Here is a 15,719-nt window from a genome sequence, read left to right as displayed (position 1 = left end):
TAAAAAAATATTAAAAAGCGAAGAGTGGATAAGGAAATGCAAGTTTTGACTTTTACATTCGTTAAACCACCCTTTCACTAATAATATTTTTTGGTCTGACTGATATCGGTTAATGTATTTAGGAAAGCAATTACCTGCTTGATTTCGGTTGGAGTAAGATTTAATTTATCGGCTGGTAATGTTTGATTTTTCATTTTTAAACCCGCTCCTTCACCGCCGCCTTCGTTGTAGAAATCCATAACCTCTTCCAATGTATTGAAAGCTCCGTTATGGAAATACGGTTTTGTAAGCGCAATGTTTCTAACGGTAACGGTTTTGAATGAATTCTCATAGATCCAAGAATTTTCCTTTTTCACAGGACTGTTTACTCTTCCTTTATCGGTATCAAGCTCGATTGGAAGCTGATTTAAAGGTTTTTTAGTAACACCCAACACTTCAGATTCATTTTCATTAAAGAATGGCGGAACCAATCCTGAAAAATGCGGTGCGAAGTGACAAGTCGCGCAATTTGCCTTTCCCATAAAGAGATTATAGCCTTTTTTGGCATCATCAGAAATTTCTTTTTCATTTCTCATGAATTTATCGAAATCACTTTCAAAAGAATACAGAGAAGCAACGTAAGAACTTAATGCTTTAGAAAAATTCTCTTTATTTATTTCTCCATTTTTAAAAGCTGAACGGAACGCTTTCTTATATTCCGGTTTTGTCTTTAATTTTTTAATGATGCTTTCGTAACTTGTATTGAATTCATCTTGATTATAAATTACGTGTTCAGCCTGTTGCTCAAGATAAAAAGCTCTTAAATCATAAAAAAACCTTTTTGCAAAAACTGCATTATATAAAGAAGGTGAATTTCTCAAAACCGTTTTCCCTTCAACATTGCTTTGAGATCTTGTTTTTAAATCTGTAAAAGCATTTTCAGGTAAATGGCAGGTTGCACAGCTCATTTTGTTGTTCTCACTCAAATTTTGATCGTAGAAAATATCTTTTCCTAGCTTTCTCAAGTCTGGATTATCTTCGGAAGATTTTAATAAGGTAAAGAAATAAGGATCGAGGAAATCACTGCTGAAAAGGTTTTTACTCTTCACATTCCAACCTGAAAATTCTTTTAAATCATCAGAATTTCCGTCCCAGTTTCCAAATTCTTCATATAACGGTTGAATATATTTTTTGTAAAATTCTATTCTGTCAAAAGTTTCAAAGTCTTTATTTTTTGATAGATAATCGATGCTTTCAGTTAAAATTCCATTTGCTTTCTGAACTGAATAATTTTTAAAGTAAGCATCATTATTAATGTATTTTTTCATTCCTAATAAGGCGTGACTTGCTTCTTCGGAAATATTTAATGAACCCGGAGTATCAAAACCTGTTACTCCCAATGTATAAATTCTGATTAATTCAATTCTTAAAGGCAAAGTTTTATTATTCCCTTTGCTCAAGCCGTTTTTCACAGAACTTAAATAGAAACTTGCATAACTGTTATAAAGAAAATTGGTTATCGTTTTGATTTCCTCTTTTTGCTCTCCTGCTTCATCAGAAAATATCAATTCATCCAAAACCTGCAAACCCTCCGGAGGAAGCGTATAAGCTGAAGTTCCCGCTGCCTCGATGTGAAATAATGGCGCGGCATTAAGATGTGTTTTAGAAAATTCAGGGTAATGATACGCAATGTAAAATTCAATTTCTTTGTATGAATTTCGGGTGTTACTTAATGATTTTCGTAAATCTTCAAGAGAGATTTTATCCTCAGAAAATAGATGAACATCAGATTTTAGTTGCTCAAGCTTGCTCTTAAAATCAGTTAAACCTTTATTTACAACGGTATTTTCATTTTCTGTACCTGTGTAAGTAGGATTAAATGACATTATTGCAAAACCCATCAACAAAATGATGATAACTATCGGATAAGATCTCATGAAATTTTTAACGGCAAAGCTATGATTCGTACGTTACCACAACTTTAATTCAGGATTAAATAATGTTTATATTTTACTTCGGGATTTTTTATTAATTTTAAACCCCGAAATCAAATTCATGATACTCAAAATGGTCGTTACACTTTAAAGACCTATTTTAAAATGATGAAGAAAGGATATTGGGCGAGGATTTTAAAGATTTAAAACAAATCAAACTAAAATATTACTATGAAAACAAAACTATTGCTGGCTTTTGTGGCAGGGCTTTTTTCATTTTCTGCTTTTGCTCAGAAATTAGGTCAGGAAATGGCTGTTTATGCGGAAAAAAGAGGTAATGATTATTATCTGCTCCGTCTTGAACAAGATAAACCTGTACCTAAAGTTTACGTTTATTCCAACGGGCAAACGAAAGTTTACAAGGATTACAAAGATTTAAAAGATGTTGCCATGGATTTTCCGGGAATTATAACGTCTAACAAGTCTACAAAAGAAGAATTGGTTTCTATTCTTAATAAAGACAATCATTTTTACGAGATCACTTCTCAAAGAAAAGATCCTAATAATTTTGAAAAAACAACCGTTACCGTTTACGAGGTTTCAAACGGACAAAAAAGAATTGTAGAAGAATACGGATCTATAATGGAACTTGTGATGTCCCCATATAAAGACGCTATTTTCATTGATATAAAAAAATAAATATACAATATGCTAAATAAACTTGCAGCTTCAGAATTGGTTCTGAATGATGACGGAAGTGTATACCACTTAAACCTTTTACCCGAAGATATTGCCGATAAAGTAATCCTTGTCGGAGATCCTGACAGAGTACCAAAAGTGTCTCAATATTTCGATAAAGTTGAGGTTAAAAAGAACAAAAGAGAATTCTACACGCACACGGGAACATTGCGTGGAGAAAGAATTTCTGTAATGTCAACGGGAATCGGTACAGAAAACATCGATATCGTCATGAACGAGCTTGATGCTTTGGTGAATATTGATTTAAAGGAAAAAGAATTCAAAAAAGAACATAAATCACTTCAATTATTCCGTATGGGAACTTGTGGAAGTGTAAATCCTGATGTTCAGGTTGATAACATGCTGGTTACCCAAAATGTTGTCGGATTGGACGGATTAATGCATTTCTACCAAGATTACGAATTTGAAAATGATTTTTCCAGAAACTTCATGGCAAAATTTCCTTATGCGAAGATCAAACCGATGCTTTATTTCGCTGATTGGTCAGAAGAATTGGGAGAATTGTATAAAGATGCCAAATACCACGGAAATACAGCTACTTTCCCTGGATTCTATGCTCCACAAGGAAGACAGCTTCGTTTAAAAGCTTTAGATGATAAATTTTTAGAGACATTAAATGATCTTGGTGTTACCAATTTCGAAATGGAAACTTCTGCAATTTATGCCTTATCAAAATTATTAGGACATAAAGCGATTACCGTAAATAACGTGATTGCCAACAGAAGACGTGGAGAATTCTCAGCAGATCATCATGCTTCTGAAAAAAACCTTATTACTTGGGTTTTGGATAGAATTATTAAGTAATTTTTCCATCATAAAAAACAAAAAAGGATCTCAAATTATTGAGATCCTTCCTTTTTAACCATATTGAAAACTAAAATTCATTAATCGTTACATAAAAATGTCCCGAATAAAGACTTGCAGCGTTGCCTGAGATATTATTTAAAGCTATTGTAATTGTTGAGGTTGAAGAAAGTCTTGGATTTAAAACTCCAAAATCCGCAATACCCGCAAAATCATTCGCTGGAGATACAACCACAGACGCTCTTGTTGAAGTCGGTTGATAAGCCGCTGGAATTGTAATACTTAATGTTGTCGTTTTTCCTGCTGGCAGATTATTAATAGAAGGATTCGGCCAAACCTCAAAAGTGATCTGATTTTTCTGCACACTACCCTTTTCACCCAGTTTATATTGTCCGTTTACATCAATTTTAGTTGTTGCAATCGGAGAACTAGTTCCTATGCCTACAGAAGCATTGTTATCACCTAAAATAATAGCATTGGCTTGTGATGTAGTCGCTCCATACCCTATTACCGTTGAGTTTTGCCCCATTGCTGAGGTTCCTGAACCCAATGCTGTAGAATTCTGATTATTCGTCTGAGAATTGATTCCCAAAGCCGTCTCACCATTGGATGTAGTTTTTGCATTATGTCCCAACGCAATCGACTGATAACCTCCCGCAACAGAATTTTTTCCGATCGCAGTAGCTTCATTCGTTGTTGTTTTGGCATTATGTCCTATCGCTGTTGATTGATAACCATTAGCTTCAGAACCATATCCAATGGCGCTAGCTTCGTTCACCGTCACTTTGGCACCGTAGCCCAAAGCAGTCGATTGATAACCTGAAATTTGTGTATTTGCCCCCACTGCAACAGATTCGTTGGCTGTTACAGAAGCGTTTGTTCCTATTGCAATTCCCTGATATGAACTGCTTGAGTTTCCTAAAGCAATCCCGTTTTGAGCCGCACTTGCTGCAGAACCAAAACTTATGGAATTGTTTGTTCCTAATCTTCCCATGGTAGCGCCATTTACTTTAAAGATTAAATCGTCTAAAGTAGATGTTCCTAGAGATAAAGGAGTGTTGGCAGCTCCGTAGTTACCGACGTTGGTTCCGGTAGTATTCCATCCGTTGAAACTGTTGGTTCCGTTGTTACCATTATTGATATTGTTGCCAGACGCACTGGAAATTAAATTCCATTGGGTATTATTCCAGTAAAAGAATCCGGCTGTTGTTAAACTGCCTGTTCCGTTATTCCAAACCAATAAACCTGTTGCCGGAGATGCGATCGTAGTAGCATCCGTTGACGAGTTTAAGGCTATGCTTGGAATTAACAATCCTTTATTATTGGAATTGATTTCCAACATTGCTGAGGTCTTCGGAGAGGAGGTTCCGATCCCAACTTGAGCATAAATAAAACCATGAGAGACTAAAAATAGTCCTACACTTAAGATTAAATTTTTCACTTGAGTTATAGTTATTTAGTAATAGACAATTATTTGAACCACAAATATATGAATTTTTCAATAAAAACACTATTATTTTAAATATTTCGCAATAACTATACTCTACAGTGATAAATGTACCTGTTACTCACTATTTAATGATAAAATAATAGTTTCTATTATCTTAATAAAGCCTTTATCCATAGGCATATAAAAAAATCCGTCTAATAAAAAGCAGATTTAATATTATCAATTAATGAATAAAATAACACAAAATTGTGAATAATATAATTTTATTCACTGTTTGATGATACGAATTTCGAGACAATTAATCCCAATTATCGTCTTTTAAATATGCGTTGAGTCATAAATTTCAAACTTTTTTATCCTTAGATTTCTTAATAAAACATCTGAAATTTCGATTGGTTGTAAGACCACCTTTTAAAGTTTTAATCCATAATTATTTATTTCAGATTAAAACAAAATCCGATTTGAAAAAGTATAACAAAAGATTATGAAAATTTTAACAAAGACTCCCGATTTTAGGAATGGTTATTGATTATTTACTATTAACACACAAAAATATTTACTATTATGAATAATTCAGATTACAACAAAGCAGAAAATGCAGTAGACGACACAAAAAACTCTTTAGAGAATGCAGCTGAAAAAGCAAAATGGAAAGTGAATGAATTGGCAGATAAAGCCAAAGATTACATCAATGAAAAAAGAGCAAACGACGAGGAAGCAACTCAGGAAGACTGGCTTGATAAAGTGAAAAATAACGCTTCTGACGCTTGGGATAGCGTAAAAGATCATGCGAATGATGCTTGGGAGAAAACCAAAGATGCCGCAGAAGATGTGAAGGCAGAATGGAACAAGAAAACCAACTAAAAATTTCAGTCATATAAATATTTTCAAGAAAAACGGAGCTTTTTACAAAGGCTCCGTTTTTTTATTATGCTCTAAACACAAATTATTGCTACATTTGTATATTAATAAACATTAAAAAATTATGTCATACGGTTTACTTAAAGGCAAGAAGGGAATTATTTTTGGAGCCCTTAATGAACAATCTATCGCATGGAAAGTTGCTGAAAGATGTCATGAAGAAGGTGCTGAATTTATCTTATCAAACGCTCCTATTGCTTTGAGAATGGGAGAACTTAATGGTTTAGCAGAAAAAACAGGTTCTGAAGTTATTGGTGCAGATGCTACTTCTACAGAAGATCTTGGAAAACTTTTTGATGCTGCAATCGCAAAATTCGGTAAAATAGATTTTATCCTTCACTCTATAGGAATGTCCGTAAATGTAAGAAAAGGGAAACATTATACAGAAATGAATTACGACTGGACAGAAAAAGGTTGGGATATCTCAGCGGTTTCTTTCCATAAAGTAATGCGTACGGCATGGGAAAAAGACTGTATGAACGAATGGGGAAGTATTTTGGCGCTTTCTTATATCGCAGCTCAGAGAACATTCCCGGACTACAACGATATGTCTGACAACAAAGCGTATTTGGAAAGCATCGCAAGAACTTTCGGATACTATTGGGGTGAGAGAAAAGTACGTGTAAATACGGTTTCTCAGTCTCCTACCGTTACGACTGCGGGAAGCGGAGTAAAAGGTTTCGGAGGTTTCTTAGGATATGCTGAAGATATGTCTCCACTAGGAAATGCATCAGCTCTTGAGTGTGCAGATTACTGTGTAACTTTATTCTCTGATCTTACTAAAAAAGTAACGATGCAGAACTTATTCCACGATGGAGGTTTCAGTAATACTGGAGTTTCTCAAAAGGTTATCCAAAAATATGATCTTGAATAAATTGTAGTTAATACAAATTATTAAATAATATTAAAAGCCAAAGTAGACTATTTTACTTTGGCTTTTTTTGTGCTCAAATTTCAAATTATTTTTACTTTTTTTGAAAAACTAAACCGTTATGTGATTTATTTTTTTATTTTTGAGAAGTAGAACACAAACAAATGAAACAAAATATCTTACAAAAGACAAACTCTTTGTCGATCCCTCCTATCTCGTATTACTTCATGCTTTCTACATTTAATTTCAATTTGATCTAAAACTGATTTTCTATGAAATTATTTTTGCAGCATCATATTGCGAAAAAAGGAGAAACATTGGAGCAGATCGCAGCACTTTATAATGTCCCGACTGTGGAAATTCTGAAATATTATCATTATCAAAATGTTCCCAAAGACAGCAACCATTTAGGTCATACTCTATTTGAAGGTCAGGAAATTTTCGTGCCCGAAAGCCATGATATAGAACAAATCTTATTAGAAAGAAAACAAGCTTCACAAAACAGATTAGAACACTCTAATTCATTAATAAAGAACAGTTCTTTCCTTCCTAATTTCATAGGAATTGATCATTCTTACAAGGTTAAAATAACTGATTTTAATGAAGGCAACACGGAAAATGAAACCGAGTTTGAAGTTGATGTACAATATCATGGAAAAAATGAACAATATCATATTTTTAAATTTAATAAAAATTCAATTTTAATTAATGGTGAAATACCGGACATGAAAGCGTACGAATTGGCTTTGGATTGTTCTTCTGTCTTATTTCCTGTAGAACTAGGGATAGATTTTAACGGAAAAATTGCAGATATTCATAACTATAGAGTGATTTTGAATAAATGGAAAGAAAATAAACAAAGGCTCCTTCAAAAATATAGTGACGAAAATTCTCGCCAATATATTGATAAAGTAGATATCAGAATGGAAAGCAGAGAATTATTATTGAAAAATTTGAGAAGTGAATTGTTTATACAATTCTATTTTTCAACTTATTTTAAAACGTTTTCTAATGGAAAAGCAGAAAATACAGGAAGATTTTCACAATATAAGATTCTGTATGAAAATCATTATGAAATTAATTTAGACCATGAAATTCATATCAGCCAATCTTCCCGATCCGTTGATCCGAGAAGTCAGGAAGAAATAATTCTTTATCTAGAAAATTCTTATGAAAATTCCGAGGATTCTGAATTGCTTGAATCTGAAATATCTGCCCATTTTATTCTTGATAAACAATATAAATTTCTACAGAAAGCTGATGTTAAAATAGATTTATATCTATATAACGTTCAAGAAACAAAACAGATACAAATAGATAGGAAATAATTTTATAAATTTGAATTAACACAAAAAATTACACAAATGATAGAATATGAAGTCAAAAAAGGCGACACTTTGTTGAGCCTTGCCGAAAAATTAGGTTTACCCAGCGCCTACTCCCTGAAATCATTTCACAATTTCAAAGGTCCCATTGAAAGAGGAATCGGAAACGAGATCAAAGCGGGAATGATTCTTACAATTCCCGAACCGCATGAAGTGGAAACCATACACAAAAACATTGCTGAAAGACAAAATAAAAAGGTTGAAGAGAACACTCAACGATCTACTGAAAATCAAAGCTTAGGATCTTCGTCCCAAGAATCTCAACAATCTTCCGAAACGCAAAAAGAAAAGGAACAAGAGAAAGAATCAAAACAAAAACCTGCCGGAGAAAATGACGGAAAACTTTTCGTTGCCCAAAAAGGAAAGGCTATTTGTGATAAAGGAACTAAGTTTCCACAGTTTAAGGTAAGCAGTCATAAAAAATTATACATCAACGATAAAGACGGCGTGGACGATTATCTTGCCGTAACAGAAAATGACCTGCAATTCAACCCTCCTGCTGTTCCTTTCGGAAACTGTTCCGTAAAAAACGGGCAGCCCTGTAGTTTTGCCCCCGCCGGAAAATGGAAAAAGTTTTATAAAGACGTAAAAGTTTTGGATAACGCCTTACTCACAGAGATTTCCGAACTACAATGTTCTGTCGGTGGAAAAATAAAAGTTATGGATCACGGACAGAAAGCCCAGCTTAGCAAACAGAATTTCAAAAATGCTGATGCTAAAGTGCATAGTTATATTAATCCTTTGGTGGATTTGGAGGAGTTTACAGATGAGTTAGACGGAGAAAATTTTTATATTTAAAACTTACTATTTATGTCACAGTTATTAATCATAGGAGACAATAATCCCGAAATAGGAAAGGAAACAAAATATACAATTTCTCTTGTCAATTTTGGAGGTTTATCGAATAATATCAATGTTTTTAATCCAATTTCAGAAATTCCACAATGGCAAATTCTCGTTCTGGAACATGGAAAATGGCGCAAAACATCTGAAAATACCAAACAGGGTGAAAGCGTATCTTATACTTTCAAACAAAGCAGTCTTTCAAGAGAAGGAATAAAGCTTGTTGTTACGAAAGGAAACGATAAAGGAGAATTAATTATCAAAACTAAAAGAGCAGGACAACCTAAAATCCTAAAAGTAGATCTTCTGGATGTTAATTATAATAAAGTCACAAAACCTTTGCATTATTTTGATACCCTGATTGCAAAAGCTCAGTGCACAGATATGGAAGGTGAAAAGCTTCATTTTACACTTTGGGAAGATGATGCCTTAAAAGAGGGGCACAACAAAATTAATGAGATCAATAAAATAAATCCGATCCCAATTTCTGCAACCGTAAAAAGAGGTAAGGCAGAAGCAAGATTCAATATGGCTTTTTACACGCAGGCGTCGATGATTGCCAATATGCAATTAGCCAAAGGTGATAAAAGTGAGGGCAAAAATCACGAATATTATGTAACAGCAAATTATTATGGGAAACTTGAAGCCAGTAATAATATAAATATCACAAATCCTGCTTTCGAGAATCCTATACAAAAAGCCTATGATCTTAAATATCCAGAAAAAAAGCAACAAAAACCAAAAGTAAACAAACGTCTTACTCCACCGCTACCTGCGCCTAAGAAGGATACTTACAAAATACCTATAACTCCAAAAGCAAAAACTAAGGCTCCTGATCCAAAAGGAAAAATTATAAGTGTTGAGTTCGTAGACTTTTTGGGAAAACCTTACCAAAACATGAAGTTTGGAACACAGGTAAAAGCCAAAATCCTTTCCAAAGATATGAAAGGAAAAACCATAAAACTGAAAATATGGGAAGATGATATTTCAGATCAATTGGTTTATGAGAATAATTATGTTCTAGCTGGAGATGAAAGTTATGCAACGCTTAATCTCACCAATGAGATGCGCAAAAAAGGTGATGATTTTAAAGAAGGCAGTGAACAGGAATATTTTTTAGAGATAGAATATGCAGGGCAAAGTGTGGATTCTGAGGTGATTAATGTGAATGATTCTGCGCCGAAGATTAAAGTGGAGACTGGGGTGAGTACTTCAGGTGTTAAGCAGAAGACAGTGCAAAAACAACAAGGAACCTGTATTTGTCAAGAGCAATATAAAGACTTAATTTGGGGAGGAAAAGTAAGTTGTGAGTTTAGGAAAAAAGTTGTGGAAATATGTGCCGAACTTTGGGGAGAAAGCCGAAAAATGGAAATGGCAAATGGATTAATGGCAGTGATGAATGTAGAAACTTGGGGAACATTTAAAGCTCATCATAGAGAAGGTTACAAATCCGCAGATGACAATCCAAAAGAATTAACAATAAGTAGTCTTTATAAAGAAGGAAATTCAAAATCATCAAGAGCAATTGGATTAATTCAATTTACCCAAGATGCTTTAGAAGGCATGAGTGAATTTCCTCCATCAACCTCTGCAACAAGGGGAACTCAAGCAAGATACGATTCCTTAAATAAGCTAAAGTTAAGCTATGCTCAAATGGGAGAAATAAGACAACTTGATAAAGTCAAAAAATACTTTACACCTGCAAAAAATAAAATTAAAACCCCAGAAGATATATATCTTCATGTATTTGCACCTAATGGTGTTGGAAAGGATGATAATTATTTACTTTATTCAAAAGGAACTGTAGAATACAGCAGTAATGCAAGTGTAGATAAAAATAATAATGGAATTCAAAGAAGTGAAATTTTAGCTAGATTTCATAAAAGTAGAAATGAAGGTTTAGGAAACAAAACTTTAACTTTTACTTGTGGTATTGATAATAAAAAACAAGAAGATTCCCAAGCCACCGATATAATTACATATCATATATATATCGATGGTAGAATAGAAAAAAATATTCCAAAAAAAATAAAAGCTGGATTCGAAAAAAAATATAAATACATTTATCATGATAATTCAGGTAATCTCCACGATTTAGGAACATATGATATCATTCCTACACAATTGTATCATGGTGCAAAGGGATTAAAAGTTAATTTAATAAATCTTGAAAATGTAAAGAAAAGTTATAAAAAAGGAATATATCAGTATCTCTTTAATGTAGATTCTCCAAGAACTTATGTTAATGAAAAAACTCTAGCAAGTTTTCTTGGAGCCATGTTAGATGTAAATTATCTAGATATAAGTTGTAATGGCTTTAGTCATTCAGACGGATCATCAAGACCGAGTGTCAGCCACATAAACGGTAATAATGGGGATTTTAAATATTTAAGGAAAGATAAAAAATTGATGTTTGGAGATGGTACCAGCTTAGATATAAGTAAAAATCCTGATATGCTAGATGATGTTAGACAAAATTTATGGATAGACGCATTATATAAATTCGGTTGGAAAAGTATGTTAGGATGGACATATAGACGGAACGGTAAAACTAATCATTTACATCATTTACCTAAAAACACTGATGATCATAATCATCACCTTCATTTACAAGGCTATAAACCTAATTTTAAAGAAATAAAAGAATGAAAAATATTTTATTGATACTCTCTTATACAGCGATATTATTTTCTTGCAAAGAAAATAATGATCAAAAAAAAGAAACTAAAAATAGTGCTAAAATTAATAATACCGTTAAAATTATGGAAAATAATTTACCATATACTTCTGAGCAAATAAAAAAATACTATAGATTCAATAATGATGAATCTGCTTATATTCTTGATATAAAAGATCATCTTTTAAACTTCACTCAAAATGAAATTAATATACCTATTAAAGAAAATGATTTTGATATTAAGCCAAATACAAAGTCAAAATACTTAAATATAGAAGCATTCAATTTTTCTAATAACAATTCTTGTAAATTAATAGTATACAATACTTATGGAGAAAACGACATTCAAGTATTAAATGTGCAACTTAATAGCTATAAAGGAAATTTATTAATAGATCAGCTACTACTTGATAATAGATTTACTTTCGAAACTGAATATTATAGAACATTTACAATTAATAAAGACGGAACTATAAAAATAAAGAAATACTCTGTTGATAATTTAGAATATAATGAAAGTGGAGATATTATTGGTAAGAAACAAAAGCCTGAAATCACTGAAACAATTGTTGAGTATAAAATTGATAATGATGGAAAGTTTGTTAAAATATAAAAGAAAATTTAGTGCTCGCTTACTAATAGTTTTTTCGATATGTTTAATTATTTCTTGCAAAAAAAATAGCATAGAAAATAACAAAATATTTGCTTTAAACCAGGAAAATATTTCTTCTAAATACAATGGTAATTTTGAAGTATCTACTGAAACTGAAGTTACAACAACAGGAATGGCTTCAATCACGTATTATTTTACGATTAACAAAAATAGTGCTTATTTAAAAACAAATACTTATCACGAACCCATTAGATGCAATGGAAAATATTTAACAAAGGAAAAGAATCATATGCTTGAGCTTTATTATAATGAAAAAGATTCAGCCTGTGTTTATGATTATCCAAACTTTATTATCAAGAAAACAAAAAATAAATATTTTATACAAGGTGTGGGAAATGAAGCAATGTCAATAGAATGGGTAGAAATTGAGAAAAAATGAAAAAATATCTTCTAATATTTTTATGGGTACTATTTTCATGTCAAGATGGGAAAAAACAATTTGATAATGAAATATCTACTAGTTCTTCATTCAAAGAAATAGGTGACAAAAATTTATTAAGTATAAAATTTCCTCAACAATGGAAAACTAGACCATATAATGAAATGCCTCCTATAACTGAATCAGATTCATTAAATGAGGTAAATTTAAACAGTCTAGACTATTTTGATAATGTAAAAGCTAAACGAATATCGAATATTTCAAGATTTCAAAATTTGCTTCTAGAAAAAGATCAAATAATTGATTCACTATTTCTAATCGACTCATTATCTGTAGGAAATAATTCATTTATATATTTAAAATCTTACAAAACAGTAAATTCTAAAAATTATGATTTCCCTCCAACTATTAAAGAAATAAATATACTTGTGTTTGATCATACTAAATTTAAAACAAAATTGAATGTGTACTCTAAAAAAAGTTATCCTTTTGCAGTAGAATTAAAATTAGGATATTTTACTAAAAGCGGAATTTTATATACAAAAGAATTTAAAACTGATGAAGAGGGAACAACATATTTTAAGGAAGAACAGAAAACTCTTACCAATAATGGAAATATTCAAACTACATCTTCTAAAATAATACAGCCAAAATTACTAGCTAAAAAGACTGAAGAAAAAATAGCTCTGCCAAATTTTAAAGGAGAATATTCTATAGAAACAAAAGCAATCAGCTATTCTACTAATAAAGAATTTGTGATAGGATATTTTTTAGCATTTGATTCAAATTCTAAAGCCATATTAAGTATTAATGCAGATTATCCACAAGATTACCAATGTGAGGGAGAATATAAGCTAAAAAATGAAAACAATATTTTACATGCTAGAGGAATATGCGATCAAGATGATATTAATGATTTTTATTTAAAGTTTGAAAATGGAAACTATTATATTAAAAGTAAAAGGTTTAAAAATACTGACTGGCAGGAATTGAAAAAAGATAGTTAAATGAAAAATCTGTATCTGATTTTATTTGTTTTAATGATTTCTACTTCCTGTAAACAAAACAAATACAGTAATAGTTCTATAAAATTAAACGAAAATAAAAGCTTAATTGATGATATCAATGTTGAAAATAATTTTATGTTTGATAATAACGAGATAGAATTTAAAACATTTAAATATGATGGACATTATATAGAAGACTTAAAAATTAAAGATCTTCTTGATAAAAATTATAGGAATAATTTCATTAAAAATTTAGAAAGTCTTAAAAATGAAAACGACAATTCTAAGTCTACTTTAATTTGTCAACTATTGCTTATGAGAATAGTTCAGTTATCTGATAGCAATTCTTTCTATATTTTATCAGAAATTTCTAAAAATGAAATTGTTTCTTATAATGGAATTGAGCTTTATGAAAAAACTCTTATTGAAATATTTTTGGAAGACCCTCTTTTTTTCATTCAACAAAGTACAAAATATAGTGATTCTTCTTTAATAGATTATGTAATTAAGATGTTGCAGCAATATTTTATCAATCAAGACTTTCTAGATATGAATTTGGGATTTATAAAAAATGGAGACAATAGAGATGAATTGTTATTATTAGAACCCAAAAGTCAATTGGAATTGAAATATGCTCCTTTAGTTAAGAAGTTACAAACTATGCCGAAGGTTGAGGTACAATTAGGGCCTTCTTTTTATACTGATTTTAAAACTCAGGAAAGTTTTCTTGTAAATATTTTCCCTATTCTAGGAAATGATTTATCAAATAAACTGAACTCATCAGAAAAAGATTTTTATGAAAAAAAAATATATTCAATTATATCAAAATATATTATAAAAAGTAATATTAAAAAAGCATTTATACAAGATCCTGATGGTTATACAAATTTAAGAAAAGAAAAAAATGCTTTTTCTGAAATTTTACAACAAGTAAAATCTGGAGAGAAAATAGAAATTTTAGATAATTCTAGCGATTGGTTTTTAGTAAAAACAATAGAAGGAAAAAAAGGATATGTACATAAAAGCAGAGTAAAATCAGAATAGATTTAAATAACAATAATACATTTAAAGATGAAAAATATATTATCCTTTTCTATTATCGCACTTACTATTATAGCTTGTTCAAAAGAAAAACTAGATTTTAATGAAAATAAAATCAATAAAAATTCTGTAGAACTCATAAAAGACAGTACGCTTTTTGTCAATTCTTCTGAAGGTGAAGAAGTCAAATTTTCAATAAATAAAATGACTAAAGATTCTATCATAGAAAGTGAAATATTTGGAGAAACAGGTAAATTAATATATAAATTCACTTTTAATAAAGAGCTAAAAACTGGAGAATGTACTACATTAAAATATGAGGAACCAATTTATGTTAATCCAAACCCCAAAATAAAATCACAAATAAAAGAGAATCTTCTTACATCGCCACAAACAAAAGATGGATTACAAAAAATATTTAAAAATTATTCTAAAATTTTATTTAATAAAAAGATAAGCTCTCAAAATCTGAATTATTCATTTTCTATTTCCATATTAGAGAAAGACACAGATAATAAGCCTACAACAATAAATATTGAAATTAAGCAAAATAATAAAATCGTTCAAGAGATAAAATATAATCCAAGCTTTTGGTCATATATTGATTTTAAACCTATAAATTATTTTAACACAGGGTTACAGTTACAAGAAGGTATAGAAAGCTATCATAATTTTATTACAGCAGATTTTAATTTTGATGATTTAGAAGATTTTGCGATTCTTTATGATTCTGGAGGAAATGGAGGTCCGGTTTATTCGTATTATTTTCAAAATAAAAAAGGTGAATTTAAAGAACTTAAAGATTTTCCATTGAATGAAGGATCTTTTCCAAAAGAAATTAATAAAAAGGATAATACCTTAACCATTAGTGGACCAATTGGTTGCTGTAAAATAGAAACAACTATTTTTCAATTAAAAAATAGCAAATGGAATATCATTTCTTCCAAACAAGAAAATATGAGTAAAAACTAATTCTTGAACTCCAAAAACAGTTTC

The 15,719-nt window shown here is 30.8% G+C and carries 14 protein-coding genes; 12 read left to right on the top strand and 2 right to left on the bottom strand.

The features are described 5' to 3' along the window. Positions 1 to 77: 77 nt before the first annotated feature. The gene (locus SB689_RS01385) at positions 78 to 1,916 is read right to left on the bottom strand and encodes a cytochrome-c peroxidase (RefSeq protein ID WP_410690305.1); all 1,839 of its coding nucleotides are present in this window, start codon (positions 1,914 to 1,916) and stop codon (positions 78 to 80) included. 228 nt (positions 1,917 to 2,144) lie between these two features. Between SB689_RS01385 and SB689_RS01380 the strand changes: the two genes are divergently transcribed. Further along, complete coding sequence (locus SB689_RS01380) at positions 2,145 to 2,612, top strand: hypothetical protein (protein WP_410690303.1); 468 nt, start codon at positions 2,145 to 2,147, stop codon at positions 2,610 to 2,612. 9 nt (positions 2,613 to 2,621) lie between these two features. Next, complete coding sequence (locus SB689_RS01375; protein ID WP_410690302.1) at positions 2,622 to 3,476, top strand: nucleoside phosphorylase; 855 nt, start codon at positions 2,622 to 2,624, stop codon at positions 3,474 to 3,476. 70 nt (positions 3,477 to 3,546) lie between these two features. Here SB689_RS01375 and SB689_RS01370 read toward each other — a convergent pair whose 3' ends face one another. Continuing rightward, positions 3,547 to 4,917: a hypothetical protein gene (locus SB689_RS01370; protein WP_410690301.1), complete on the bottom strand. Its 1,371-nt coding sequence runs from the start codon at positions 4,915 to 4,917 to the stop codon at positions 3,547 to 3,549. A 573-nt stretch (positions 4,918 to 5,490) separates the two neighbouring features. On the opposite strand from SB689_RS01370, the gene SB689_RS01365 reads away from it, so the two are divergent. The 10 genes from SB689_RS01365 to SB689_RS01320 all read left to right on the top strand — a co-directional run bounded on the left by SB689_RS01365 (position 5,491) and on the right by SB689_RS01320 (position 15,695). Beyond that, positions 5,491 to 5,790, top strand: a complete 300-nt coding sequence (locus SB689_RS01365) for a hypothetical protein (protein WP_082891214.1) — start codon at positions 5,491 to 5,493, stop codon at positions 5,788 to 5,790. Positions 5,791 to 5,911: 121 nt separating this feature from the next. Continuing rightward, positions 5,912 to 6,721, top strand: coding sequence for an enoyl-ACP reductase (locus tag SB689_RS01360; protein ID WP_066758806.1), 810 nt, complete (start codon positions 5,912 to 5,914; stop codon positions 6,719 to 6,721). Between the two features lie 269 nt (positions 6,722 to 6,990). Beyond that, entirely contained in the window at positions 6,991 to 8,046 is a 1,056-nt protein-coding gene (locus SB689_RS01355; protein ID WP_410690300.1) for a hypothetical protein, read from the top strand. A 36-nt stretch (positions 8,047 to 8,082) separates the two neighbouring features. Next, the gene (locus SB689_RS01350; protein ID WP_410690299.1) at positions 8,083 to 8,901 is read left to right on the top strand and encodes a PAAR-like protein; all 819 of its coding nucleotides are present in this window, start codon (positions 8,083 to 8,085) and stop codon (positions 8,899 to 8,901) included. A 12-nt stretch (positions 8,902 to 8,913) separates the two neighbouring features. Next, the gene (locus SB689_RS01345) at positions 8,914 to 11,595 is read left to right on the top strand and encodes a hypothetical protein (protein WP_410690298.1); all 2,682 of its coding nucleotides are present in this window, start codon (positions 8,914 to 8,916) and stop codon (positions 11,593 to 11,595) included. Next, positions 11,592 to 12,236: a hypothetical protein gene (locus SB689_RS01340; RefSeq protein WP_410690297.1), complete on the top strand. Its 645-nt coding sequence runs from the start codon at positions 11,592 to 11,594 to the stop codon at positions 12,234 to 12,236. Before SB689_RS01345 ends, SB689_RS01340 begins: the two co-directional genes overlap by 4 nt. Continuing rightward, complete coding sequence (locus tag SB689_RS01335) at positions 12,214 to 12,675, top strand: hypothetical protein (RefSeq protein ID WP_410690296.1); 462 nt, start codon at positions 12,214 to 12,216, stop codon at positions 12,673 to 12,675. Before SB689_RS01340 ends, SB689_RS01335 begins: the two co-directional genes overlap by 23 nt. Further along, positions 12,672 to 13,682: a hypothetical protein gene (locus SB689_RS01330; protein ID WP_410690295.1), complete on the top strand. Its 1,011-nt coding sequence runs from the start codon at positions 12,672 to 12,674 to the stop codon at positions 13,680 to 13,682. Before SB689_RS01335 ends, SB689_RS01330 begins: the two co-directional genes overlap by 4 nt. After that, entirely contained in the window at positions 13,683 to 14,726 is a 1,044-nt protein-coding gene (locus tag SB689_RS01325) for an SH3 domain-containing protein (protein WP_410690294.1), read from the top strand. It abuts the gene before it with no gap. Positions 14,727 to 14,753: 27 nt separating this feature from the next. Next, positions 14,754 to 15,695 (top strand): XAC2610-related protein, encoded by a 942-nt coding sequence (locus SB689_RS01320; protein ID WP_410690293.1) that lies wholly within the window; start codon positions 14,754 to 14,756, stop codon positions 15,693 to 15,695. Positions 15,696 to 15,719 lie beyond the last annotated feature (24 nt).

It is taken from the genome of Chryseobacterium sp. SIMBA_038 (assembly GCF_046535115.1).
GTDB lineage: Bacteria > Bacteroidota > Bacteroidia > Flavobacteriales > Weeksellaceae > Chryseobacterium.
Note: the sequence above shows the minus strand (reverse complement) of the source record. Positions and strands in the feature narration are given on the sequence as shown.